17 protein-coding genes and 4 pseudogenes are annotated in these 24,459 nt (G+C 56.6%); 12 read left to right on the top strand and 9 right to left on the bottom strand.

What is annotated here, in order from left to right; all coding sequences use genetic code 11:
• Window positions 1–214 precede the first annotated feature (214 nt).
• The gene (locus GIW02_RS15320; RefSeq protein WP_236414607.1) at window positions 215–688 is read left to right on the top strand and encodes a thiol-disulfide oxidoreductase DCC family protein; all 474 of its coding nucleotides are present in this window, start codon (window positions 215–217) and stop codon (window positions 686–688) included.
• Entirely contained in the window at window positions 675–2,213 is a 1,539-nt protein-coding gene (locus GIW02_RS15315) for a cryptochrome/photolyase family protein (RefSeq protein ID WP_236414605.1), read from the top strand. Before GIW02_RS15320 ends, GIW02_RS15315 begins: the two co-directional genes overlap by 14 nt.
• A 204-nt stretch (window positions 2,214–2,417) precedes the next feature.
• Here GIW02_RS15315 and GIW02_RS15310 read toward each other — a convergent pair whose 3' ends face one another.
• Window positions 2,418–2,666, bottom strand: a complete 249-nt coding sequence (locus GIW02_RS15310) for a CsbD family protein (protein ID WP_236414603.1) — start codon at window positions 2,664–2,666, stop codon at window positions 2,418–2,420.
• A 267-nt stretch (window positions 2,667–2,933) separates the two neighbouring features.
• Window positions 2,934–3,980 (bottom strand): GGDEF domain-containing protein, encoded by a 1,047-nt coding sequence (locus GIW02_RS15305; RefSeq protein WP_236414601.1) that lies wholly within the window; start codon window positions 3,978–3,980, stop codon window positions 2,934–2,936.
• A 371-nt stretch (window positions 3,981–4,351) separates the two neighbouring features.
• Here GIW02_RS15305 and GIW02_RS15300 point away from each other — a divergent pair, with 371 nt between their 5' ends.
• Complete coding sequence (locus GIW02_RS15300; protein WP_236414599.1) at window positions 4,352–5,173, top strand: isocitrate lyase/PEP mutase family protein; 822 nt, start codon at window positions 4,352–4,354, stop codon at window positions 5,171–5,173.
• A gap of 98 nt (window positions 5,174–5,271) precedes the next feature.
• The gene (locus GIW02_RS15295; protein WP_236414597.1) at window positions 5,272–6,363 is read left to right on the top strand and encodes a bifunctional transcriptional activator/DNA repair protein Ada; all 1,092 of its coding nucleotides are present in this window, start codon (window positions 5,272–5,274) and stop codon (window positions 6,361–6,363) included.
• A 332-nt stretch (window positions 6,364–6,695) separates the two neighbouring features.
• Here the strand turns inward: GIW02_RS15295 and GIW02_RS15290 are convergent.
• Together GIW02_RS15290 and GIW02_RS15285 are read right to left on the bottom strand one after the other, a co-directional pair.
• Window positions 6,696–7,130, bottom strand: a pseudogene (locus GIW02_RS15290) (methyl-accepting chemotaxis protein); the annotation flags it as partial.
• 150 nt (window positions 7,131–7,280) lie between these two features.
• Window positions 7,281–7,919 (bottom strand): annotated as a pseudogene (locus GIW02_RS15285) (PAS domain-containing protein); the annotation flags it as partial.
• 1,136 nt (window positions 7,920–9,055) lie between these two features.
• Between GIW02_RS15285 and GIW02_RS15280 the strand changes: the two are divergent.
• From GIW02_RS15280 to GIW02_RS15260, 5 genes are all read left to right on the top strand, one after another.
• On the top strand, window positions 9,056–9,781 hold the full coding sequence (locus GIW02_RS15280) for a gluconate 2-dehydrogenase subunit 3 family protein (protein ID WP_236414596.1): 726 nt from the start codon (window positions 9,056–9,058) through the stop codon (window positions 9,779–9,781).
• Between the two features lie 82 nt (window positions 9,782–9,863).
• Entirely contained in the window at window positions 9,864–11,642 is a 1,779-nt protein-coding gene (locus tag GIW02_RS15275) for a GMC family oxidoreductase (protein WP_236414593.1), read from the top strand.
• The gene (locus tag GIW02_RS15270) at window positions 11,639–12,994 is read left to right on the top strand and encodes a cytochrome c (RefSeq protein ID WP_236414591.1); all 1,356 of its coding nucleotides are present in this window, start codon (window positions 11,639–11,641) and stop codon (window positions 12,992–12,994) included. The genes GIW02_RS15275 and GIW02_RS15270 overlap by 4 nt, the downstream gene beginning before the upstream one ends.
• Window positions 12,995–13,054: 60 nt before the next feature.
• Complete coding sequence (locus GIW02_RS15265; protein ID WP_236414589.1) at window positions 13,055–14,065, top strand: LacI family DNA-binding transcriptional regulator; 1,011 nt, start codon at window positions 13,055–13,057, stop codon at window positions 14,063–14,065.
• Window positions 14,066–14,286: 221 nt separating this feature from the next.
• Complete coding sequence (locus tag GIW02_RS15260) at window positions 14,287–15,198, top strand: N-acyl homoserine lactonase family protein (protein WP_236416857.1); 912 nt, start codon at window positions 14,287–14,289, stop codon at window positions 15,196–15,198.
• Window positions 15,199–15,256: 58 nt separating this feature from the next.
• Here the strand turns inward: GIW02_RS15260 and GIW02_RS27325 are convergent.
• The 5 genes and pseudogenes from GIW02_RS27325 to GIW02_RS15240 all read right to left on the bottom strand — a co-directional run.
• Window positions 15,257–15,853: pseudogene (locus GIW02_RS27325) on the bottom strand (methyl-accepting chemotaxis protein); the annotation flags it as partial.
• A 261-nt stretch (window positions 15,854–16,114) separates the two neighbouring features.
• Window positions 16,115–17,047: pseudogene (locus GIW02_RS27320) on the bottom strand (cache domain-containing protein); the annotation flags it as partial.
• Window positions 17,048–17,394: 347 nt separating this feature from the next.
• Window positions 17,395–18,207 (bottom strand): N-acyl homoserine lactonase family protein, encoded by an 813-nt coding sequence (locus GIW02_RS15250; protein ID WP_236416861.1) that lies wholly within the window; start codon window positions 18,205–18,207, stop codon window positions 17,395–17,397.
• Window positions 18,208–18,284: 77 nt separating this feature from the next.
• Window positions 18,285–19,178, bottom strand: coding sequence for an NAD(P)-dependent oxidoreductase (locus GIW02_RS15245; RefSeq protein ID WP_236416863.1), 894 nt, complete (start codon window positions 19,176–19,178; stop codon window positions 18,285–18,287).
• Between the two features lie 114 nt (window positions 19,179–19,292).
• Window positions 19,293–19,967, bottom strand: a complete 675-nt coding sequence (locus GIW02_RS15240; protein WP_236416865.1) for a GntR family transcriptional regulator — start codon at window positions 19,965–19,967, stop codon at window positions 19,293–19,295.
• 193 nt (window positions 19,968–20,160) lie between these two features.
• Between GIW02_RS15240 and GIW02_RS15235 the strand changes: the two genes are divergently transcribed.
• The 3 genes from GIW02_RS15235 to GIW02_RS15225 are packed head-to-tail and all read left to right on the top strand — an operon-like array spanning window position 20,161 to window position 24,438.
• Window positions 20,161–21,288, top strand: a complete 1,128-nt coding sequence (locus GIW02_RS15235) for a zinc-dependent alcohol dehydrogenase family protein (protein WP_236416866.1) — start codon at window positions 20,161–20,163, stop codon at window positions 21,286–21,288.
• Between the two features lie 14 nt (window positions 21,289–21,302).
• Window positions 21,303–22,736 (top strand): aldehyde dehydrogenase family protein, encoded by a 1,434-nt coding sequence (locus tag GIW02_RS15230; protein ID WP_236416869.1) that lies wholly within the window; start codon window positions 21,303–21,305, stop codon window positions 22,734–22,736.
• Window positions 22,737–22,770: 34 nt separating this feature from the next.
• Window positions 22,771–24,438, top strand: coding sequence for an MFS transporter (locus GIW02_RS15225; protein ID WP_236416871.1), 1,668 nt, complete (start codon window positions 22,771–22,773; stop codon window positions 24,436–24,438).
• The last annotated feature ends 21 nt before the right edge of the window (window positions 24,439–24,459 follow it).

Here is a 24,459-nt window from a genome sequence, read left to right as displayed (position 1 = left end):
GGTCTGTATGAGATCAACGGCTGTTTATGGAGGATCGTGATCGTGTCACCACCGAGCCGATTTTGAGGGGTGCACTCAGCAGTCTGATCAATGCAAAACCGAGTCAACGACTAGTTTCCACCGCCTAAGACTAATTTTTCTCCAGCATTGACGCTCATTGTCATCAATGCTCTTTGAGCATATCTTGTAGAAAACTTATACAAGGTTAGCCTCATTGTACAAGAACAAGGATTGGCCGCTGACGCTTTATTTTGACGGCCATTGCCCACTCTGCGCTCGAGAAATCAAACTGCTCAGTACGCGAGCGGCGCCGGATCGCCTTCTATTTGTCGATATCCGCCATGAAGCCTTCGACGCAAAATCGTTGGGTTTCACGCTCGTGCAAATGGAGTCATCACTGCACGCCAGGTTCGACGATGGAACCTGGGTAACCGGGTTGGATGCAACACTCTGCAGTTGGCGAGCAGCGGGCCTCGGTATCTGGGCGGCTCCGTTATCATGGCGGTTAACCAGGCCATTTCTAAATCTTGGCTATAGACTTTTTTGCCGCTGGCGTTCGCATTTGGGATGGCTGCCCCATCCTGACGGTAGCGCTCGCTGCCGCGCTGAGCGCTGTGCAATACCAGATACCAAACGCGCCACAAGCAGCAACGCGTCGCCTCCCGGAGGTATTGATGAACAACGCTAGCCGCCTGCGCCTGGTCCTGGGTGATCAGCTGTCGTTCGATCTCGCCTCACTGCAGGGCCTGGATAACGAATGCGATACCGTGCTTATGGTTGAGGTGATGGAGGAAGCCAGCCATGTTCCTCATCATCCGCAAAAAATCACCCTGATCTTCAGTGCCATGCGCCACTTTGCCGAGGCATTACAGGCGCGGGGAGCCCGTGTGCAGTACGTGAAGCTTGATGACCCAGAGAACACCGGGTCGGTGCCGAGCGAATTAGAGCGCTGGCACGCGCGCTTGCAACCCGATGGAGTACACATCACCGAATGCGGCGACTGGCGCTTAGAGCAATCGCTGAAGAACTGCGGCTTAGCGATACAGTGGCATTCCGATAGCCGCTTCCTCTGCTCACGCGCCGAGTTTTCCAAATGGGCGCTAGGCAAAAAACAGTTGCGCATGGAGTTCTTCTACCGCGAGATGCGCCGTAAGAGTGGGTTACTGCTCAATGGCGACGGAAGCCCGGTAGGCGGCGCCTGGAACTTCGATGCGGAAAACCGCAAGGCTTTACCCAAGCAAGTAAGGCCTCCTTCACCCGCGCGCTTTACGCCTACCGCAATCACACGAGATGTTCTTCCGTTGGTTGCTAAAAAATTCACCAGCCACTATGGCTCTCTCGACACATTCGACTACCCGGTTACCCACGCCGAAGCTCAAGCTCTCTGGGATTACTTCCTCGACTGGGGCCTCGCAGCCTTTGGCGACTATCAGGACGCCATGGCCAGCGACGAGCCGTTTCTGTTTCATGCCAGGATAAGTGCCGCGCTGAATATCGGCCTGCTGGATCTTCGTCAACTATGCAGTGATGTGGAGTCGGCGTACCTGTCCGGCAACGTTGCACTCAACGCTGCGGAAGGCTTTATCCGACAGCTTATCGGATGGAGGGAGTATGTCAGGGGGGTTTACTGGTTGAAGATGCCTGACTATGCGCATGGCAATGCATTCGGTAATACGCGGCCACTGCCAGAGTTCTACTGGACGGGCGAGACACAGATGAACTGCATGCGCCAAGCCATCAACCAGAGCCTGGAGTACGCTTATGCTCACCATATCCAACGCCTGATGGTGACGGGAAATTTTGCCTTGCTGGCAGGTATCGCGCCGAGTCAAATATGTGAGTGGTACCTGGCAATCTACATGGACGCGTTCGACTGGGTGGAGCTGCCCAATACACTGGGCATGGTCATGCATGCCGACGGGGGTTATCTGGGCTCCAAGCCTTACTGCGCGAGTGGCCAATATATCAAGCGGATGTCCGATTATTGCCGTGGCTGCGCGTACCAGGTGAACGAAAGCACCACCGACCAGGCCTGCCCTTTCAACGCGCTGTATTGGCATTTCCTGATGCGTCACGCTGACCGTCTTCGCGGCAATCAGCGCATGGCCATGATCTACAAAAACCTGGACCGCATGGATGAATCCAAGCAGCAGGCACTCTGGCAACGTGGGCAGTGGTTACTTGCAGAGCTGGATGAAGGCAGAGCATTCTGAAAAAGCGTGAACTCTCAGTCAACGTCTGCGCGACCGGTACCCATTCATAGCCCTGGTCATAGCTCTGGCCTGCCATCACTCTTCAGGGAGCGATGGCGACGTTGTGAAAGACCGCGTACGAATCATCCTCGCACTCTCCAGGCAGGCGGCCTTGGAAAGAACGAGGACAGTGTTGCGGATACTGCCGAGCTGATTGCGCCCGACTCAGCGGCGAAACAGACGGTCCAGAACCAGCAGAGCAACCGCACCCATTGCAATTGCAGCAACTGGCTTCTCTTTGACGAACGTGGATACGCTATCCAGCGCATCGCCGTAGGTTTGGGTTAACTGACCGGCAGCTTGGCGCCCCGCGCCTTCGGCTTCCAGCTTCGAATCACCAAACAGCTTCCCGACTGCGCTCTGCGCTTTGCCGGCAACCTTTTCTACAACGCCTTCTACCTGTTCGCTCTTCATGATTCACCAAACCTTAATGTGTGATTGAGTAACCCAGGATAAACCTCGGCTTGAGGCAACCTTCACGACATTAGGGGGACTCTGCTATCGATTAGTTCAAACTTGCTGAGGCTCATAGGTAGCCAGCTATCAGTAACTCGAAAAATTCAAGGAAGCCGCCCCCACTGGCGACATGTAGATGCCCTCAGCAATACCCCAAGTGCTTGCTGATCACACCGTTGATCCGTCATGAACCGCACAACGCTCGCGGTGAGTGACGTTGTGTACTCAACTCGCAAAAATCACCTGGTTACGCCCCTGATGTTTGCCTCGATACAACGCCTGATCCGCGCGATTGAGGGCGCTTTCAAAGCTTTCTCCAGGGTGGATTTCGCTCACGGCCAGCGTGGCTGTGACGGTAAGTGGGGAGTCATTCAACTCCCCGACCCATTCGCGGATCCGCAACAGAATTCGATCCGCCACAGCCTTCGCCGCATGTGCGGGTGTGTGTGGCATCAGCACCAGAAACTCTTCGCCACCCCAGCGTGAAGCCACATCTGTAGCGCGCACATTACTGCTGATGGCTTCAGCCACTCGCTGGAGGATCAAGTCGCCCCGCTCATGGCCGAGACGGTCATTAATCTGTTTGAAGTGATCGATATCCAGCAGGATGATCGTCGAGGATCCAGAGTCGGCTAACTGCAGCACCTCGTGCATTACCCGGCGCCGGGTATAGAGATTGGTCAAGCTATCGCGATTGGCGGTCTGAAACAGTTTGGCTTGCATTGACCGCGTGAAACGTACCGACAATGCGGTGCAATGCAACAGCACGCCAAGGGCAGCCAACACATTCACGACGCCAAATATCTCAAGTAATTGTGGCGCCACACCTGAGTCGGTACCAAGGTGCTTACGCAAGGCAAATCCACCCACCGACACGGCCAGGATAGCCAGATAGAGCAACAACCGTGGTAAGCGCGTCTCTTGAAAACTGAACGCAATAATGGGGATCAAGCAGTAAAGGTAAAAATAGAAATTGCCGTCCCAACCCAGCACCCACGTAGCCAGTAACGCGTGCAGAATAATTTCTACACTCATCAATATCCCGGTAAGGCTGTAACGCCCTGCTCGAATAGCCTTCAGGCAGGCGGCATAAACCAGCACGCTCAATACATTACTCAGCGCAAGGGAAGGTAAGTGCATCGCGCCAAAGATGAAAATGAATATGAAGTGAATGCAAAAGCCGAGCTGCACAATGGGGACGATATGCTTCCAGAACTGCGCGGTGGTCTCACGCAATAGTTGTGCATGGTCACTCGGCGACAAGGTCTTCATGAAGCAGCTCCATTAAAGATGACGCATTACTGACCGATGGAGCGGGTCAGGATTGGATTTGTATCTATGTCATCGGCTTACATCTGATTGCCTTTAGGCAGATAACCGCGCAGACGCCTACTCATTTTTTGAGCTGCGTTATGCTGGGCGCTCACGAAGGAGACGCCATCAATACCCGAGCCCTGCGATGACTGGATGTGTATGGCAACGTCTTTCAGCAGGCTTTTGAGTAGGTATTCACGCCTCCCTCGCCCGTGAAAACCCTATTCGCTAACGCTTAAATCACTGTCGATTTCTCGGTGGAGACGTCGGTGTAGTCAGCTTACGATAGCGCGATCTGCATCTGTCTTCTCTCACCGGGGTACCACTGAATGACGCCACTAAGTGCGGTTTTCCGCAACCTTCACCACGATAATTTGTTGGTACTCGCCAACGTGAGCGATGCTGGCAGCGCACGTATAGTTGAGAGCGTAGGGAGTAAGGCAGTCGCGACCAGCAGCGCCGCCGTTGCTTGGGCGCATGGATACCAAGATGGCAATCAACTTCCCCTAAAACTGCTGACTACTACAGTTGAGTCAATGGTTCGAGTACTCACAGTCCCCCTCACGGTCGATGTCGAAGGGGGCTATTCCGACGACCTTGAGTCGGTTGCTAAAGTTATTGACTGCGTAGTTGGGGCTGGAGCCGTTGGCATCAACATTGAGGACGGAACAGGCAGCACCGATCTGATTTTGCGAAAAATCGAAGTGGCAAAGAAGGTAGCAAACAAGCATGGAATCGACCTGTTCGTGAACGTACGAACTGACGTTTATCTGAGATCTTTGGTAGAACCAGCGCGACAATTGGCAGAGACCCTCTTGCGTGCATCGCTGTTCGAGCAAGCAGGTGCAGACGGCATTTTTGCAGCTGGAATGGTTGAGGAAAACGACATTGCTACACTGTGCGAGGCAACGCGGCTACCCGTCAATCTGCTTGCCTGGAACGGCCAACCCGACATGGATGAATTGACGAGTCTAGGCGTGAAACGGCTAAGCGCCGGTTCCAGCATTGCTGAATTCCTATACGGCGCCAACAAGGCGATAGCCAAGAGCTTCTTGCGAACGGGAAAGCTTTTCGAGTATCCATTGGATGCATATACCTACAGCGACCTGAATAGCCTTATGGCAGCTAAAAAACACCTCAGCGGAAAGTGATTTTCGCCTTATTAATCTGTGATCCGCATGAAAATCGCCGCTGTTTTCCGCACCTCGAAAGCGATTTTCACACCCATTCGAGGACGAGGCTACGGTCTATGAGATCTTACAATCACGCTCTTCCGCCCAGAAGCGAGATGGTAAATGCGATGCTATGCAGCGACACCGCCTATGAGGGCGTTTTTTTCACTGCTGTCAAAACTACAGGTATCTTTTGCCGCCCTACATGTGGTGCACGTAAGCCAAAGCCAGAGAATGTAGAGTTTTTTTCGCAGGCCAACGAAGCGATGGCAGCAGGTTATCGGCCTTGCTTACGATGCAAGCCATTGGATCTCGCGGCTTCTGCGCCAGATTGGGTCAAGGGGCTACTGGCCTCTGTATCTGCCTCACCTGACGCTCGCTGGAGTGATGCTGAACTAACTACGCGTGGTATCGATCCGTTACGCTTACGCAGGTGGTTCAAACAAAATTTCGGCATGACTTTTCATGCATGGTTGCGTTCTAGAAGGCTCGGTGTCGCCCTAGGCCGGATTTCTTCGGGCGAAACGCTGGATAACACAGCATTTGACTCAGGATACGAGTCATTGAGTGGCTTTAGAGATGCTTTCAAAAAAACATTTCAAATGCCCCCCGGTAAGGCAGCTGAAACGTCGCTCCTGCTTTATCGCCATCTGACTACACCGTTGGGCCCAATGATTGCCATGGCAGAGGAACGAGGTTTGGTACTCCTCGAATTTCTTGACCGCCCGGCCCTAACCGCTGAATTAAATGAACTGCGTGGGCGTCATGGGTATTCAATTGCGCCTGGCGAGCATCCCTATATCAAGCAGGTCGAAGTGCAACTAAAACTTTATTTTGATGGAAAGCTAAAGAGATTTTCAGTACCGCTCCATATGCCCGGCAGCTCTTTTGACAGGCTTGTGTGGGCAGAGCTTCTAAAAATCGACTACGGAACCGTTTCAACCTACGGTGCCATCGCTAGGGGCATCGGTAAGCCAAGTGCAAGCCAAGCAGTGGGCAATGCGAATGGACACAATCGCTTGTCTATTGTCGTGCCCTGTCACCGTGTCATAGCGACAAATGGTGCACTCGCCGGATATGGCGGAGGACAGCCCCGGAAAGAATTTTTACTGCGTTTGGAGAAGGCTGCTTTGCAACTAACTCAACAGAACGAACTCCTGTTGAGTTAGTTGCCAAGCAGAATATACGCAGGCACAACGACTCCTCAGAGCGTCTTGTGTAAAGATCCGTGGACACTTATTTGTTAGCTGAACCAATGATATGCGTCCGAGCATCACGCCTTGCGTCATTAAACTGACTGCCAGTTATGCGGCAGCAACAATAAACGCACCTGAAACCTCAATTCGCTCTACGCGGTCATCAAGCTGCACATCATGTTGGGTTGACGTCAGGCAGAAGTGCGCATCGGCCACGGCATGGCTTCAGGGATGTCGGATGTGCAAGCCCTCCCCTGGCTGAGGACACGTAGCGACTGCCTCTCGTGATCCTTGAAAATCGCGTCTCAAGCTAGCTGATTAGCGAATTTTCCTACCGCGTCGACTACCCTCCTCGCACCATCCTGAATCTCCACTATGACCTCGCCTGCCTGGGTAGCAAGTGCAAGACCCTGTTCCGCCTGGGACTTACTGTTTGCCATTTCACCGACGGTTTCATCGACCAACTTCTGGTTCTGCAAGACCACAGAAGCAATCTCTTCTGTCGCGCTGCTGGTGCGTCCAGCTAATTGCCTGACCTCATCCGCTACTACGGCGAAGCCTCGACCCTGTTCGCCTGCCCGGGCAGCTTCAATCGCAGCGTTCAAAGCCAACAGGTTGGTTTGTTGAGCGATACTACTGATGGTCTGAATGATCGAACTGATCAACAATGACTGCTTACCGAGCGCTTCGACCCCACCCGAGGCAGCCTGCATATCAACGGCGATCTTGCGCATTGTGTGCATCGTGTCGTTGACTACGACTGCTCCATGCTGAGCACTAACATCAGTCTGCTGGGAAATTTCAAATGCAGTTCGGGCTGCGTCACTGACCTCTTGTTCTCGGGCAACCTGGTCAGTGACTACCGTTGCAAACTTAACGACCTTGCACAGCGTGCCTTCAGTGTCATACACCGGATTGTAGGTCGCTTCCAGCCAGATGGTCTGACCGCGACTATCAACACGTTCAAAGCGACCAGCAACGAACTCTCCCTTGTTCAAGGTTAGCCAAAAATCTTTGTATCCTTGGGACGAGCTTTCTTCTGGCTTGCAGAATATACGGTGATGACTGCCTTTCGCTTGTCCCAGGCTGTAGCCCATCGCGTTCAAGAACTGGTCATTCGCCTTGAGTACGTGCCCGGAGAGGTCGAACTCGATTACCGCGGTTGAACGAAGTAATGCATCGATGAATGACGCATTCTCAGAAGCCTGTTCAAGACGAGAAGTAATATTCGTCGCACAACATGCGACATGGCTCAGCTTGCCCGCTACGTCCGTTACGGGCTGCCAATGCGCATGGATCCAGACCAGTGAGCCGTCAGCATGCAAGTACCGATACTCGTCTGTGATTGATTTGCCTGAGGCGACGGCAGCGCGAAAATTATGAAAACAAGGAAGCTTCGATACGTAATGTGGAACAATTTCCGACATTGCGCGCCCAAGGAGACGCTCCTGGGTATAGCCTAAAGCCGCTGCGAAATTATCGTTGCATGCAATAATTTTAAACGTTGAATCGATACTCAGCGTCAGCATTTCACGGTTGAGGCCATCGCGTAACTGGCGTAGCTCCGACAACTCCGCTTCCTGGGAAATGAGCTGGTTTTTGAGCTTGGTATTAAACATGGAAAACCGCCTCTTGGGTTATGAGAGGCTATCGGCACTCCCCCCCTACATATTGAGGAAATCCGACGGACGTACCGCGCATGCGTTTGCCCATCAAAATGCGAGTGGTTGGTTAGCGCGCCCGCCGATCACTGGCTCAATTGGTAATCGCCAGCGGGTTAGAGAGCAACCAAACGCGCAAACTCAGGCACGGTCAAATCAGTCGGCGCCTCATACGCCACCAGCATTGCCAGGCGCTCACGCTGTATATGCGAAACCAACGACTCATCCGCCGCCACGGACGCCTAAGCGTCTATTGCCTAAATCACAGGCAAAAAAAAGCCACTCTATTGAGTGGCTTTTTCTTAATACTTGGAGCGGGAAACGAGACAGGCATTGAATGGCTTACTCATTGTTTTATATAGTTTTTATTTTATTACACTAATGCAAGAATACTTGATGATGGACTTGTTTTTTGGCGCTTTCAAACGCGAACGGACCAACTGTGACTGGAGGCCACGCTTGCGGCGAACGGGAAAGATTAAGCGAGTTTAATCGCGTGGCAAACGATGACGTAATTAAGAGCGGCAGATCTCCTCAGTGAAGCTATGGAGGTGTCATTGCACCTGCCAACCGGATAATCCAGCACCGCCATGAGTGAGCCGCGCTCGTAATAGATCATCCCTTTGTGCTGATAAAACCCTTCGACTTGTCATCGACTGATTTCCCTGATGATGCTGTTGTCACCGATCTGGGTCTCTACGTTTCTCTGACCGATAAATGCTCCAGCAGTCAATCATCCGTCAACCCCGCCCACTACAACGTAAAAAGAGTTTTCTTATCAATAGATTGGCGCTTGTCATTGGTCAATCTTTTGAGGGTTTTACGTCAAAAGTTTTAATAGCGCGGTCATTTGACGCACCCTAAACTCCCCGCTCGAAACATTCTGAATCACCCCGCTCGTTCTCCTTGCGCCATCCATGTTCGTGTGATTGCCGCGGGCTTCAAGCCCTGCGGGCGCTGCCGTGCGCGCGCGGGAAACGTGCCTGAGCCTCTAAGGAACCCTCATGCAGCGCAGAGACTTCTTATCGTCGGCCATCGCGCTGGCGGCTGCGTCGACATTACCCGTTGCCCGTGCCGAAGAAATCACCGGTGGCCAACCCTGGGAAACGGGAACGGCTAGCCTGCCGACCTTACCCAACGTACGTCAGGGCGGGCTGGCGTTTTTCAATCAACATGAATTTCAGACCACCGAAGCGATTGCCGAACGGTTGATCCCAACGGACGAGCTGTCGATCGGAGGCAAGGAAGCCGGTTGCGCGACGTTTATCGACCGCCAATTGGCCGGTGACTACGGCAAAGGCGCCACGCTTTATCGGCTGGGACGTTTCGTCAAAGGGACATTCGAGCAAGGCACTCAGTCGGCACTTACCCCCGCTGACCGCTGGCGCAAAGGGCTGGTGGCGATTGATGAGTACTGCCAGGCGCATTTCGCAAAACCTTTCATCCAGTTGCAAGGCGAGCAACAGGACGAGGTGCTGCGGCGCTTTGAGAAGAACGCAGTGAAGGTCGGGGCGGAGTTCGACGACGGCGCCAAGGAAATCTTCGAACAGGTGCTGGCCAACGTGCGTGAAGGCTTCCTGTCCGATCCGATCTACGGCGGCAACAAGGGTATGGCCAGCTGGAAGATGCTCGGCTTCCCGGGCGCGCGATATGACTTCCGTGACGTCATCGCCAAGAAGGGGCAGAAGCTCAGCATCATCCCCACCAGCCTGATCGACAACACACTTTGATCCACCCCGAACACTTGAGCGTTGTGGCACCGCCAACAGCGCCGACTCACCGTGATTTGTTGCATTGAAGAGGAATTGTGCCATGGCCAATGTACGCCCCAAAGCCGACGCAGTGATCGTCGGCCTCGGCTGGTGCGGCTCGCTGATTGCCGAAGAACTGACCCGCGCCGGACTGAATGTGATTGCCATCGAACGCGGCCCCTGGTTCGAAACAGCTACCGATTTCCCGCCCTCGGTCGACACCGACGAACTGCGCTGGGACACCCGCCGCAGCATGCTGCTGCCGCCGGCCATCGAGACCACCACGTTCCGCAACAACCGCTCTCAGACGGCCCTGCCCACCCGCGACTGGAGCATGAACGAGCTGGGCTATAACGTCGGCGGCTCGGGGACCCACTGGGCCGGTATGGCCTGGCGTTTCCTGCCGTTCGACTTCGAGCCTTACAGCTTTACGCTCAAGCGCTATGGCAAGCAGCAGATTGAAAAGGGCCTGATCGTGCAGGACTGGGGCGTGACCTATGACGACCTGGAACCCTTCTACGAACGCTTTGAAAAAATCGCCGGTGTGTCGGGCAAGGCTGGAGTGTTGAATGGCGAGAAGATCGACGGCGCGAACATCTTCGAAGGCAACCGCAGAAGTGAATTCCCGCTACCACCACTGGCCACCACTCGGCTTACCGACCTGTTTACCGAAGGCACCAAAAAGCTTGGCCTGCACCCGTTCATGGTGCCTGCCGGCCAGGCGTCGCAGGCCTACACCAACCCTTTGGGTGTGCGCATGGGGCCGTGTACCTACTGCGGTTACTGCCTGTATTACGGTTGCGGCAACTTTTCCAAGTCGAGTCCCAACGCCTGCGTGATTCCTGCACTGATGCAACGCAGCAACTTTACCGTGCTGACCGAGTCTGCCGTGCTTCGCGCCAACCTCGCCGCAGACGGAAAAACGGCCACCGGTGTGAGCTACCTGGACCGCAATAAAATGGAGTGGGAACAACCGGCAGACATTGTCATTTTCTCTGCCTTCCAGATGCAAAACGTACGCTTGCTGTTGCTCTCGAAAATCGGCAAACCCTATAACCCCGAAATCCGCACCGGGGTAGTGGGCCGGGCCTATAGTTTCCAGACCGTATCCGGCGCCAACCTGTTTTTTGAAGACGAGCAACTCAACCAGTACATCGGTGCGGGCGCCCTCTCCGCCCAGGTAGACGACTATAACGGCGACAACTTTGACCACTCCGACAAGGACTTTATCGGCGGTGCCGGGATCCTCGTGGTCGCCCGCGGCGCACGCCCCATCGGCAACGCCGATGCAACACCGCCGGGGACTCCGCGCTGGGGCAGCGAGTGGAAAAAGGCCTATAACCATGCCTTCCAGAACGGCACGTTCATCTTCAACCAGGGTACCAGTTTTTCCCACGACGAGTGCTATCTGGATCTGGATCCGGAGTACCAGGACGCCAACGGCGATCCGTTGATTCGCGTGACCTTTGACTACAACGAAAACGACCGGCGCATGGCCAGGTTCACCGAAGAAAAGGCTGTAGAAATCGGTAAGGCCATGGGCGCGAAAATCGTTAACGGCTTTGATGCCGCCGCCGTCAACTACGGGCCGTACTTGCCGTCCAGCGACCACACCATCGGTGGCGCGGTCATGGGCCTGGACCCGAAAACCAGCGTACTCAACCGCTATCAGCAGAGCTGGGATGTGCACAACGTATTCGTGCTGGGCGCCTCGTCGTTCCCCAACAACGCCGGCTACAACCCAACCTCGACCATCGGGGCCCTGAGCCTGTGGACCGCCAAGGCGATCATCGATCAATACCTGGCCAAACCCGGCCCACTGGTGGAGATGCCAGTATGAACCCGCGTCTTCGCATGGCCCTGACGGCCACCGCCGTGTTGTCCCTGGGCTCGGCCATTGGCCTGTACGGTGCATTCAGCGTTGCCGATGCAGCGGACAGCATTGCCCAGCCAGGGCAACAGGCAGACCACAGCGCCGGAATCAAGGCGCCAAGCACTCAGCCCCAGGAAGACCCCGCCGTAGCGCGCGGCCGTTACGTGGCCATCGCCGGGGACTGCGCGGCCTGTCATACCGATCCCCGTCATGGAAAACCTTTTGCTGGCGGCTATGCACTGGAAACGCCGTTCGGCAAATTGCTCGCCAGCAACATCACCTCCGACAAAAACACCGGCATTGGTGCCTGGACCGAGCAGGAGTTCACCCGTGCGGTGCGTGAAGGCAAAGGCCGACATGGCGAGAACCTTTACCCGGCGATGCCCTATAACGCCTATGTCAAAGTCAGCGACCAGGATATGCACGACCTCTGGGCGTACATGCAAACGGTGCCGGCGGTGAATAACGAAGTCGTTTCCAATCAACTGCCCTTCCCGTTCAACATCCGCCTGATGATGATGGGCTGGAACCTGCTGTTCTTTGATAACACGCCGTTCAAACCGGGGGCAGACGCTACCGAGCAGATCAACCGCGGCGCCTACCTTGTCGACGGCCTCGGGCACTGTGCGGCTTGCCATACACCGAAAAACTTCCTCGGCGGTGACAAGGGTGGCGCGTACCTGCAAGGCGGCGAACTGGCCGGCTGGCACGCACCGGAAATTACCGGCAACCCCTACGTGGGTATCGGCGGTTGGAGCGATGCGCAACTGGTGCAATACCTCAAGACAGGCAGTAATCATGTGGCCGTAGCGTCCGGGCCTATGGCCGAAGCGGTTACCAACTCGACCCAGCACATGCGCGACGAAGACCTGTACGCCATCGCCGCTTATCTCAAGACCCTGCCCGGTTCGGATACCCTCAGCCCGCGAGCGCTCAAAGCGCGTACACCATTGATGCAACAAGGCGCCAACGTGTACTCGGCCAATTGCTCGGCGTGCCACAACAGTGACGGCAAGGGTATCAATCAACTGGCGTCGAGCCTGGCCGATAACCCCGGCATCCAGGCTGAGAATGCGCAAAGCTTGATCACTACGGTGCTGGAAGGTGGCCGCGGCGCGGTGACCCTCACCAATCCCACCAGCGGTGCAATGCCCAGTTTTGCGTGGAAGCTGTCGGACCAGCAGATTGCGGCAATACTCTCCTACATCCGCAACAGCTGGGGTAACGCCGCGCCGGAGGTGACCACCAATCAAGTTGCCGAGGTACGCGAGGCGCGCAAATTGCCGGCGCAATTGCGCGCGGACGGTACCTCTCACTGACGCCGTATAGGGCCTGCCGGTACACTCACAGGCCCACCCCTCACAGGAAGCGTGCTTGGCATGAGCAGCACACTCAAGCGTCACGGGCTGTTGAAGGTCGCAGAATTGGCGGGCGTCAGCCTGAGCACCGTGGACCGTGTGCTCAATGACCGTGGCAAGGTGTCCGATGTTAAACGACGCAAGGTCCTGACCGTGGCACGCGCCCTGGGCATACGCCCGGGGCTGCCCACGCCATTTACCGGCCCAATGATTGTCGATGTGCTGCTGAGCGACAGCGCCACCGACCACTTCAAGCGGCTGGTCGCAGCCTTCGAACGTCAGACCCAACGTCTCAGTGCCCACCTTACCCTGCGCCATCAACGCTGGGCGGAGGGCGCACCGCAGCAACTGCTAGACGCCCTGCGCAAACCGCGCTCGCGTCGCCACGGCATGATCGTGGTCGCCCCCGATACACCCACCGTGCACCAGGCGTTGAACGCCATCGTGCAGGGCGGTACGCCCACCGTATTACTCACCAGCAACCTCACCGATGTACCAGGTGCAGTGTATGTCGGCATCGACAACCATGCCGCCGGGCGCAGCGCAGGAAGGTTGATGAGCCAGTGGGTAGGCAATCGGCCGGGGGTGGTACTGCTGGTGGTCAACTCACTGGCTTTTTTTGCTCACCAGGAGCGGGCCAAAGGCTTTATCGACGTGATGACGCAGCATGCCCCCAACACGCGCGTCATCGGCCCGATCGAGTGCTTCGACGACGATGAACTTACCCGCGCAGCTGTCGCGCAATGCCTTGCAGATCAACCTTTGGCGGGGCTATACGACACCGGCAGCGGATCGTTGGGGATTCAGGCGGCCCTCACCCAGGCGGATGCACACCCCGTGTGGATCGGTCACGAAGCCAGCGCATTGCATGCAAGCCTGCTGCGCCAGGGCATGATGTCGCTGGTATTGGACCAAGATCCGGAGGGCCAGGTGCAAGCCTGTATCGACTACCTGCTGCATCAGCAGGGGATAATCAATGCGCCCCCCGTACTGCCGCTGGTGATGAAGATCGTTATCGACGAAAACCTCTGACCTCCAATCCCGTTCTGCCATTCAGCCTCAATCAACACGCCACAATCCATACAACAATAATATTGACACATTGTAATACAATTAATTAGATTGTTTTGCGCACTTATTGGCGACGCGTGGCGTTTGCTTTTACGTGGTGATTGGCTCCATTCACCCCCTCAACGGCGACTCACGTCGCAATAAGGGCGAAATCAATCAACTTATAAAACAAGAAGAACGTGATGAAAAATGAGCGCACTGCAATGGGTAAAAAGATACTTGGGCTGGGCTTGTGCATGGCGGCTGCGCTATGCAGCGCAGGGTGGGTCAATGCCCAAACACTCCCCTCTTCACCCGCTCAGCATCGGCCTGCGATGGCTCCGCTGCCGATCGTAAAAACCTTGCGCGTCTACGTGCTCGATTGTGGACAACTGATCTACAACCACCCGGAATCGTACAACCTCACACGTGAGGAAGTGGTCGATACCAACATGCCCGTCACCTGCTACCTGGTCGTGCACCCCAAAGGCGTTTTGTTGTTCGACACAGGACTGTCTGACCGCTTGATCGGACGACCGGTGTATGAAAATGCCATCGATGGCTATGGGCAAATCGTCACCAAGACACTGCTCAGCCAGTTGGCCGACATTGGGGTCGCACCAACGGACATCAACTACCTCGCGCTTTCACATTCGCATTTCGATCACGTGGGTAACATCAGCGAATTCCCGAGCGCAACGTGGCTGACTTCCAAAGCCGAGCAGGGTTTTATGTTCAGCGCACAAGCCACTCCTGAAAACGCGGCGTCCTTTGCCTCACTTCAACACAACCCCAAGCAGCTATTTAAGGGCGACTACGATGTCTTCGGCGATGGCTCAGTCATTTTGAAACAAACCCCGGGGCATACCCCCGGCCATCAATCGCTGTACGTGAAGCTCAAGCAATTCGGCGGGGTCTTGATTTCCGGTGACCTTTACCACTACCCCGAAGAACGCACGAAAAACCGCATGCCGGACAAGGAAAAGCACGCCGGCACACCTGAATCGCGACAAGCCATGGAAGATTTCCTCAAGCAGACCCACTCGCAATTGTGGATCGGTCATAGCACTGAGTTCGTGCGGAATGCGCTGAAATCGCCGGCCTGGTATGAGTAAGCAATAACGCCCGGCAACGAGGGCCAATGCAGGTACTGGCCCTCATCTTGGGCGCTCGTCAGGTACGGAAACACCGGACCAGGCTGTCCAGCTCCGCAGACAACCCGGCCAAGCCCGATGAATTCAAACGCGCCGATTCAGCCAACTCTGCGACACGTTGCGCATCGCCATGGATCTGACTGATATGCAGATTGATGCCTTCGGCGACTTGATGCTGCTCCTCAGCTGCCGTGGCGATTTGAGTGTTCATGTCTCGAATCACATCCACAGAATCGCGAATCAGGCCGAAGCTGGTACGCGCCACGCCGATTCGGCTAACCGACTGTTGCGAGACATCCAGACTGGCACGCATCTGGTGCGTGACAAGGCCCGTGCGCTTGGCCAAGGTGCCCAGCAGGCCGTCGATCTCGGCGGTGGAGTCGGCCGTGCGTTTGGCCAGCGCCCGGACCTCATCGGCGACCACGGCAAACCCACGGCCCTGCTCGCCAGCGCGGGCAGCCTCGATGGCGGCGTTCAGTGCCAGCAGGTTGGTTTGCTCGGCGATTGAGCGAATGGTGCCGAGGATCGACTGGATATCGTTGCTGTCACGTTCCAGTTGTTGCATTGACTCGGCGGACTTCTCGATTTCATGACTCAGTTGGTCAACGCTGCTAACCGCCGCATCAATCTGCTGCTGACCCTCGCGTGCTTTTGTCCAGCCGCTGTCGGCTGACTCGGCAGCTTGACTGCAGGCACGCGCAATCTCGTTGGCGGTGGCCACCATTTCATGGAATGCCGTGGAGACCATATCCACGGCCTCTCGCTGGCGCCCTGCAACCTCAGCCATGTCGCTGGATACCTGCGTGGCAGCGTTGGATGTGGTCAGAATGTTATGTGCAGCCTGGCCGATGCTGCTGATCATGCTGCGGATCGCCGCCAGGAATTGGTTGAACCAGTTGGCCAACTGCGCCGTTTCATCTTTGCCGCGCACGTTAAGGCTTTGCGTCAGATCGCCGTCGCCTTCGGCGATGCCTTGCAAGCCGCTGGCGACGCTGCGGATCGGTCTTACGATCACGCCTGCGAAGCTCGCTCCCACCAAGGCAAAGACCAGCGCCAGCACGCCGGCAATGATCGCAATCACCCACGCCAAGTGGGTCGCAGAGCTCATCACTTCCTGTTGTTTGATCAGGCCCACAAAGCTCCAACCCAATTGGCTGGAGGGCCAGACGTTGGCCATATAACGTTCACCGTTGAGCTCAACTTCAAACGCGCCTTTCCCGGAGTTGGCCATCTGTTCATAGCCGCCGCCGATCTCTGTAAGCGTTTTGAAGTTGTGCGCAGGTTGCTGAGGGTCAACCAACACCTTGCCGTCGCGCTCGACCAGCATCAGGTAACCACTCTCGCCGAGTTTGATGTGTTTGATGATTTCGGTGAGTTGCTGCAACGACACATCGATGCTGATCACGCCGCTGTTGCTACCCAGTTGGGTATCGATGCTGCGCACAACGCTGACATACACCGCATCTTTAGGCGCGTAGTAGTAAGCATCGGTACGCAGGGTCTTGCCTGGACTGCTCAACGCAGACTTATACCAAGGCCGCTCGCGGGGGTCGTAATTGGCCCGGTTCGGGTTGTCGGGCCATGACACAAAACCGCCGGCGCTGTTACCGAAAATAATGTTGGAATACGCCGAATGGCTATTGGCCAAGTGCGCATAAAAATCAAAGATCTGCTTATCCAGTACGCCTTGCGCAATCGTGGGAGCGTTAGCGCCGCTGTAGTTTTTCAGGCTGCCGTCAGCGTTGCGCAATAACGGCTGAGAGGCGAGGTAGTCGACGTTCTGGCGAATGCTTTCGAAGTACAACTGCATCGCCGTTTCAACCTGGCGTATTTCGCGGCTACTGCCCTCGATAAAATCGTCGCGGGCGTCATTGCGCAAATCCATGACCACCAGTGTCGCAATCAGGCAGACAGGCAAGCAGGCGATCACAACAAACGCCCAGGTCAATTTCTGTTTGACGTTCATCTGCACTCCAGAATGTTATCGAGTCATTTTTATAAGAGGATTGCGTAGAACGAGGTGGCCTTGAGTCAGGCGGCGACTTGGTTACGCGCGGGTTGGACAGTAGCGGGCAGCCGGCAGGAATAAAAACAATAAGATTTACTGATTCATATAAATAATATTGATCAAACACCGACAGCCAAGACCGTCAGGAATCACCGATATGTGGGGGACTCATGGAGCACGCAGATCGAGCCTTCCGACGCGCCAGCAAGCGGTGGATAGCGATTCATCACCAAGGGATCATGCCCCGGGACAATGTGATGCTCGGAATCGGCCAACGATCTGATTCGGGCCCAGCCACTGCGCATATCGTCCACATTGAAGACGATCGCGAATGGACGGTCCTCGATAAAATTGCGGTAGTAGTGGCTGGCGTCGGAGGCCAGTACCACCCAGCCTCGGCGGGTAAAAATGCGCACTACTTGCAAGCCCATGGTATGCCCTCCCACCAGGTGCACCGACAGGCCGGGCGTCAACGTGGCGTCACCGTCATGGAACTGCACACGCCCGCGGTAAACCTCGCGGACAATCCCAACCACATTCTCGACGTCATAGGCCTCGTGCACACAGGTGTGCGCCATGTGCCGCCCGGTTGCGAACGCCATCTCATGGTCTTGAAGATGATAAGTGGCCGAAGGGAACAGATCGAAGTTGCCCACGTGATCGTAATGCAGGTGGGTAATGATCACATTGTCGACAGCGGCCGCATCAATACCGAGCATCCGCAACGATTCAGCCGGGCAACGAATAAAGTCTCGCCCGCGCTGGCGGGCCGTGGCCCGGTTGAAACCGGTATCAATCACCCATGTGCCGGTGCTGTTGGTCGCGACCCAGACAAAGTAATCCATGGGCATCGGCCCATCGTGCGGGTCACCGCCCAGGAAGTTCGAGGAAGCGGTGCGTCGATGCTCGGCATATTTCACCGCGAACACGTCAAAAGGCTCAATCGCGGGGGCGATGTGCATGGTGCGGATACCCACGGGTTGGTCGAGGAGCCGAGGCGTAGCGATGACGCCTCGGAAGGTTACGCGCAGATCGTCGACTAGCCGTGGGCGTCGATAATGCGGTACATCTCGGTATGATCGGTTTGAGGCGTGGTGCTTTGCGCCGCTTCCTGCCAGACCGCCAGGCACTCATGGCCGAGCTTCATCTGCTGTCCCATCTGCTCTGCCAGGGTGACGGCGATTTTCAGGTCCTTGACCATCAGTTGCAACGCGAAGCCCGATGCGTAGGTGCCGCTCAGCATGAACTGGTTGACCTTGTTGGCCGTGGTGAAGTTACCGCCGGAAGCATTATTGAGAACGCTGGTCATCACTGCAGGATCTACGCCGAATTTCTCGCCAACATGCAGCGCCTCAACGGTGGCCAACAACCCGGTGGCAGACACAAAATTGTTCAGCGCCTTGACCGCATGACCTGCGCCATTTGGGCCAACATGAGTTGAGCTACCCATGACGTCCAACAGCTCGCGGTGTTGCTGGAGCACGTTGGCATCCCCTCCCACCATGATTTGCAGGGTCCCGGAAATAGCGCGTTTCACGCCACCGGAAACCGGCGCATCAAGGAAACACAGCGACAGCTCATTCAGTTGTTTGCCCAGCGCTTGGGTTTCGAGCGGCTCCGAGGAACTCATGTCGATCACGCAAGCGCCCTGCGCCAGGCGTTTGGCGACACCATAGTCGCCTACCAGCACCTGATTGACGATCCGGGAGTTGGGCAACATCGTGATGACGATACGGACATTGGCCAGCGACTGCGCGTTTTCCAGACGACGGGCGCCCACTTGGGTACACAGCTCGCTGACGGCCTGATCATTGGTGTCGCTCACCAATAACGGGTAACCGGCCTTGGCAATGAGACTTGCCATCGGGCGCCCCATCATCCCCAGGCCGATGAACAGGACTGTAGGACGCATGCCTTGGTTAACGTCGTTCATATCGTATCTCGCTTGTAAAATTATTCTCTGGCCACTTCGCACACGTAACGTGGCCTGCTTTGTGAGAACACCCTAAGCATTGTAATACAATCTGTCAATAATACATTCAGGCCATTAATCGTTACTTTCCAGCATGCCTAGCGCAGCATTTTCGGCATTCTTAATGTGCAGTTGCGCGGCCTCGCGAGCACCTTCAGCATCGCGGGCCTTGATACGAGACACCATTTCGTCAATTTCCGCCAGGCTCTCGGCCAAGCGCTCAGGCCGGGAAAACGAGGTAGCGCGCAGCAGGTTGATACGCGACAGGAGCCCCTGGAGCACTTCGTTGATCAGGCGGTTACCGCTACCACCCAGCAGTACGTCGTAAATTTTTGTCTTGGCGACCAATAGCGCACGGCGATTGGGAATCTTCGCTTGCGCGTGCAACTCCTTCACGGTGCGCTCCAGCGCTTTGATCTGCGCCGCATCCGCCAGGCGCGCAAACTCATGCACCGCGAAGCCCTCAAGCAAGGCGCGCAACGCATAGAGTTCCTTTGCTTCGCGGATGTCCAGACTGGCGACCACAGGCCCCTTGTGAGGCACGATCACCAGTAGTTTTTCCGCTTCAAGTCGACGCAGTGCTTCACGCAACGGCGGCCGACTCACCTGCAAAAGCTCGCACAGTTCACGCTCTACAAGCCTCTCACCTGGCGCGAAGCGACCATTCATGATCGCTTCACGCAGAAAAGTCTCGACTTGACCGCGCAAGGTTTCCGGCCGACCCATCACCGGCATTTCTTCGTTTTCCATACCTGTCTCCATGGCCTTTGGTGACACGAGGCGCACCTACGATCTGATTGATTGATCGGATTATTGTATTGCAATTTTTTCATAGCCGCTGCGCAACAACCATGTTGTTGACCTTGTAAGATTGTAATACAGTGATACGAAGCGAGTGATTAACCTCACTCCACAAAAACAATTGATTCAGAGGGAACCTCACATGCAAATCAGAGCCGCCGTGCTGGACCAGATGGGTTTGCCCGCACCGTTTGCCCAAAGCCAGCCCTTGCGCATCTCCAACATCGAACTGGGCGATCCAGGACCTGGTGAGGTATTGATCAAGATCGCCGCAGCGGGCATCTGCCATTCCGATCTGTCCGTGATCGAAGGCGTGCGCCCACGTCCGCTGCCAATGGTGATCGGGCATGAAGCTGCGGGTGTGGTCATGGCGGTCGGGCCTTATGTCGACGACTTGGTTGTGGGTGATCATGTCGTGACTGTGTTCGTCGCCTCCTGTGGCCATTGTGTTGAATGTTCGGGCGGGCGCCCTGCCCTTTGCGCCCCGGGTGCGGTAGCAGGCGCGGCCGGCACGCTGTTGCGCGGTGATCGACGAATGCAGCGCGCAGAACAAGTCCTCAATCATCACTCGGGCATCTCCGCATTCGCCGAATACGCTGTCGTGTCGACACGCTCTCTGGTGCGCGTTGCCCGAGATATTCCCTTGGAACATGCTGCACTGTTCGGCTGCGCCGTCTTGACCGGCGTTGGCGCAGCGACCAATACCGCCAGTATCAAACTGGGCTCGACCGTCGCAATCGTCGGCATGGGTGGCGTAGGCCTGGCGGCGCAGCTAGGCGCGCTAGCGGCGGGTGCAAGCCAAGTGATCGCCATCGATACCAATGCGGAAAAACTGGCGATGGCCAAATCGTTGGGGGCACAACATGTGTTCAATGCGGCCGACCCGGACCTGGTCGAAGCCATCCGCGACCTCACCGGCGGCGGTGTGGATGTGGCGCTGGAATTCGCGGGTGCATCCGCGGCGTTGCAAACGGCCTGGAAAGTCGGCAAGCGCGGCAGCGAGGTCGTCACCGCCGGCCTGGCTCGACCGGACGCGACATTCGAGGTGCCGATGGTCGGCCTGGTGGCTGACGAGCGCACCTTGCGCGGGAGCTACATGGGCAGCAGCGTGCCCAGCCGTGACATCCCGCGCTACCTGGAATTATTCCGTCTCGGTCGCCTGCCGATCGACAAGCTGGTGACGCACCGATTGACCCTGGATGAGATCAACGTCGGCATGGATCGCCTGCGTGACGGTGAAGCCGTTCGCCAGATCATCACGTTCGATTGAGCAGGAGTGTCGCCATGTACCCTACAGACAAGTTCTACATCGATGGTCAATGGGTCGAGCCGATGGGCAAGGCCACGTTTCCCCTGATCAACCCGGCTGACGAGCAAGCCTACGGCGAACTGGCCATGGGCAACGCCGACGATGTGGAGCGCGCAGTAAACGCTGCACGCCGTGCGTTCGCGGACTATTCACGCTGGACACCGGAGCAGCGCATCGATTTGCTTGAGCGGGTATTGAGCATCTATAAGCGTCGATACGAAGAGTTTGCCCAGGCGATGACCCTGGAAATGGGCGCGCCGATTGCCTTCTCCCGGGCAGCCCAGGCGGCACGGGGCTCGCTGCATATCGAAGAAATCATTCGTGTGCTGCGCAGCTTCGAGTTCGCCGAGCAGCATGGCACTACCCAGATACGTCGCGAAGCGATCGGCGTATGCGGGTTGATCACTCCGTGGAATTGGCCGATCAACCAGATCGTGGTGAAGATCGCCCCGGCGCTGGCTGCCGGCTGCACGATCGTCCTCAAACCCAGCGAATTCTCTGCGCTCTCAGCCTTGCTGTTTGCCGAGGTGCTGGACGAAGCGGGCGTACCGCCGGGGGTCTTCAACCTGGTCAATGGCGACGGACCCAACGTGGGCCACGCTATCAGTGCGCACCCGGACATCGACATGGTGTCTTTCACCGGCTCTACCCAGGCTGGCATTCGCGTGGCGAAAACCGCTGCCGACACGGTCAAACGCGTTGCTCAGGAGCTGGGGGGCAAGTCGGCCAATATACTGCTGGGCGATGCTGATTTCAGCCAAGCAGTCTCCAAGGGTATCGCCGCGTGCTTCACCAACAGCGGGCAGTCCTGCTCGATCCCGACCCGCATGCTGGTGCCGGCAGAACGCATGGCCGACGTAGTAGAAATTGCTCGGGTCGAGGTCGCTAAGTACCGTGTCGGTGATCCGCAGGATGAAAGTACTCAGTTGGGGCCGCTCGTCAACAGGGCTCAGTTCGAGCGCGTACAAACCCTTGTACAACGCGGCATCGATGAAGGCGCCGAATTGGTCTGCGGTGGCGTCGGCCGTCCCGAGGGCCTGCAACAGGGCTATTACGTCCAGCCCACGGTGTTCGCCAACGTAACCCCGCACATGACCATCGCCCAAGAAGAAATCTTTGGCCCGGTGCTGTCGATCATTGCCTATCACAGCGAAACAGAAGCAATTGAAATTGCGAACGGCACGCCCTACGGCTTGGCGGCCTATGTGCAATCCGCTGATTTGAACCACGCCCGCGACATGGCCGGCCGCCTGCGTGCCGGCCAAGTCCACCTGAACTATCCGCCGGCCGATATCGGCGCGCCATTCGGTGGCTTCAAACAGTCCGGCAATGGCCGAGAGTGGGGGGCACACGGGCTGATGGAATACCTGGAAACCAAGGCCATCGTGGGCTTTGCACCTGCCAACTGAACACGCCAATAAAAACAATACAGGTTGTGAAAAAATGAAAACGACTGCTGAGTCGGTGGACTTGAAATCCACCCAAGGTGTAGACCGCTCTACGCTCAAAGTAATCGCTGCCGCGTCCTTGGGCACCGTGTTCGAATGGTACGAATTCACCCTCTATGGCGCGTTGGCGTCGGTGATCGCACTTAATTTCTTCTCCGGCCTGGACACCGCCACTGGGTTTATTTTCGCGTTGCTGACCTTTGCGGTCGGCTTTGTGATGCGACCGGTTGGGGCAGTGGTATTCGGGCGTATCGGCGACCGCATCGGGCGCAAGAAGACCTTCCTCATCACCATTGTGATCATGGGTATTTCTACCGTGGCGGTGGGCCTGCTGCCGACCTATGAATACGCCGGGATCATTGCACCCAGTCTGTTGATCGCACTGCGGATGCTGCAAGGCCTTGCGCTGGGCGGCGAGTATGGCGGAGCGGCGACCTACGTCTCCGAGCACTCGACCAATCGCCAGCGCGGCCTCAATACGGCGTGGATCTCGGCCACCGGCACCCTGGGGCTGCTGCTGGCTTTCGGTGTGATCCTGGCGTGCCGTTACATCAGCGGCGACGACTTCAATACCTGGGGATGGCGCATCCCATTCCTGTTCTCGCTGGTGCTGCTGGGCATCTCGATATCCGTGCGCATGGGCATGGAAGAGTCGCCGGCGTTCAAGAAAATGAAAGCCGAGAAACGCCTGTCGAAATCACCGCTGCGCGAAACCTTTCTGGACAAGGCCAACCTGCGCCGCCTGGTAATCGCCTTGTTCGGCATTTGTGGCGGGATGACCTGCGCTTACTACATCGCGGTGCTGTACCCCACGTTCTTCATGACCCAGAACCTCAAGGTCGATCCCCAGCAAGCCAACACCACGCTGACGCTGGCGTTGATGACAGCACTGCCGATGTTTTTGCTGGCGGGCTGGCTGTGTGATCGCCTCGGACGCAAACCCGTCCTGTTGGCGGGTTTCCTGATGTCGGCACTGTCTATCTTCCCTATCTACAAAGGCGTGGCGCTCTACGCCAACCCTGACTTAATGGCCGCTGAACAGCGCACGCCGGTGACATTGGTCACCGACACGTCCCAATGCTCATTCATGTTCAATCCGACCGGTACCCGAACCTTCAGCAGCCCGTGCGACGTTGCCAAACAAGCCCTCTCCGCAACCGGCATCAGTTACGAAACCCAATCACTGCCTGGCCAAGCCCACGCGGTGATCAAAGTGGGTTCGGCACAACTGGTCTCTGAAGGCACCGTAGGCCTCGACGCGGCGGTCGCCAAGGATCACATGGGCGCGCTGAAAACCTCGTTGCAGAGCCAATTGGACCAGGCGGGATACCCCCTCAAAGCCGACCCGGAGAAGTTCCAGCGCGGCAAGGTCTTCCTGCTGTTGATGGCGTTGGTATTTTGCGGCGTGATCTCGTTGACGCCGGTCGCGCCCATGCTGGTGGAAATGTTCCCGGCGCGTATTCGTTATACGTCCATGTCGTTCCCCTACCACTTCGCCAGTGGCTGGATCGGTGGACTGTTACCCACCATCGCTTTCGCCCTTTCAGCACAGATGGGCAACATCTACTTCGGCCTGTGGTATCCGGTGGCGTGGATCGGCGTGTCGTTTGTAGTCGGTCTGTTTTTCCTGCGCGAGACGCGTGATATCGACATCAACCTCTAACCTCCCCTCAGCCAGGTGAAA

It is taken from the genome of Pseudomonas syringae (assembly GCF_021606685.1).
GTDB lineage: Bacteria > Pseudomonadota > Gammaproteobacteria > Pseudomonadales > Pseudomonadaceae > Aquipseudomonas > Aquipseudomonas syringae_R.
The sequence above is the reverse complement of the archived record's forward strand: the minus strand, read 5'-3'. Positions and strand labels throughout refer to the sequence as shown.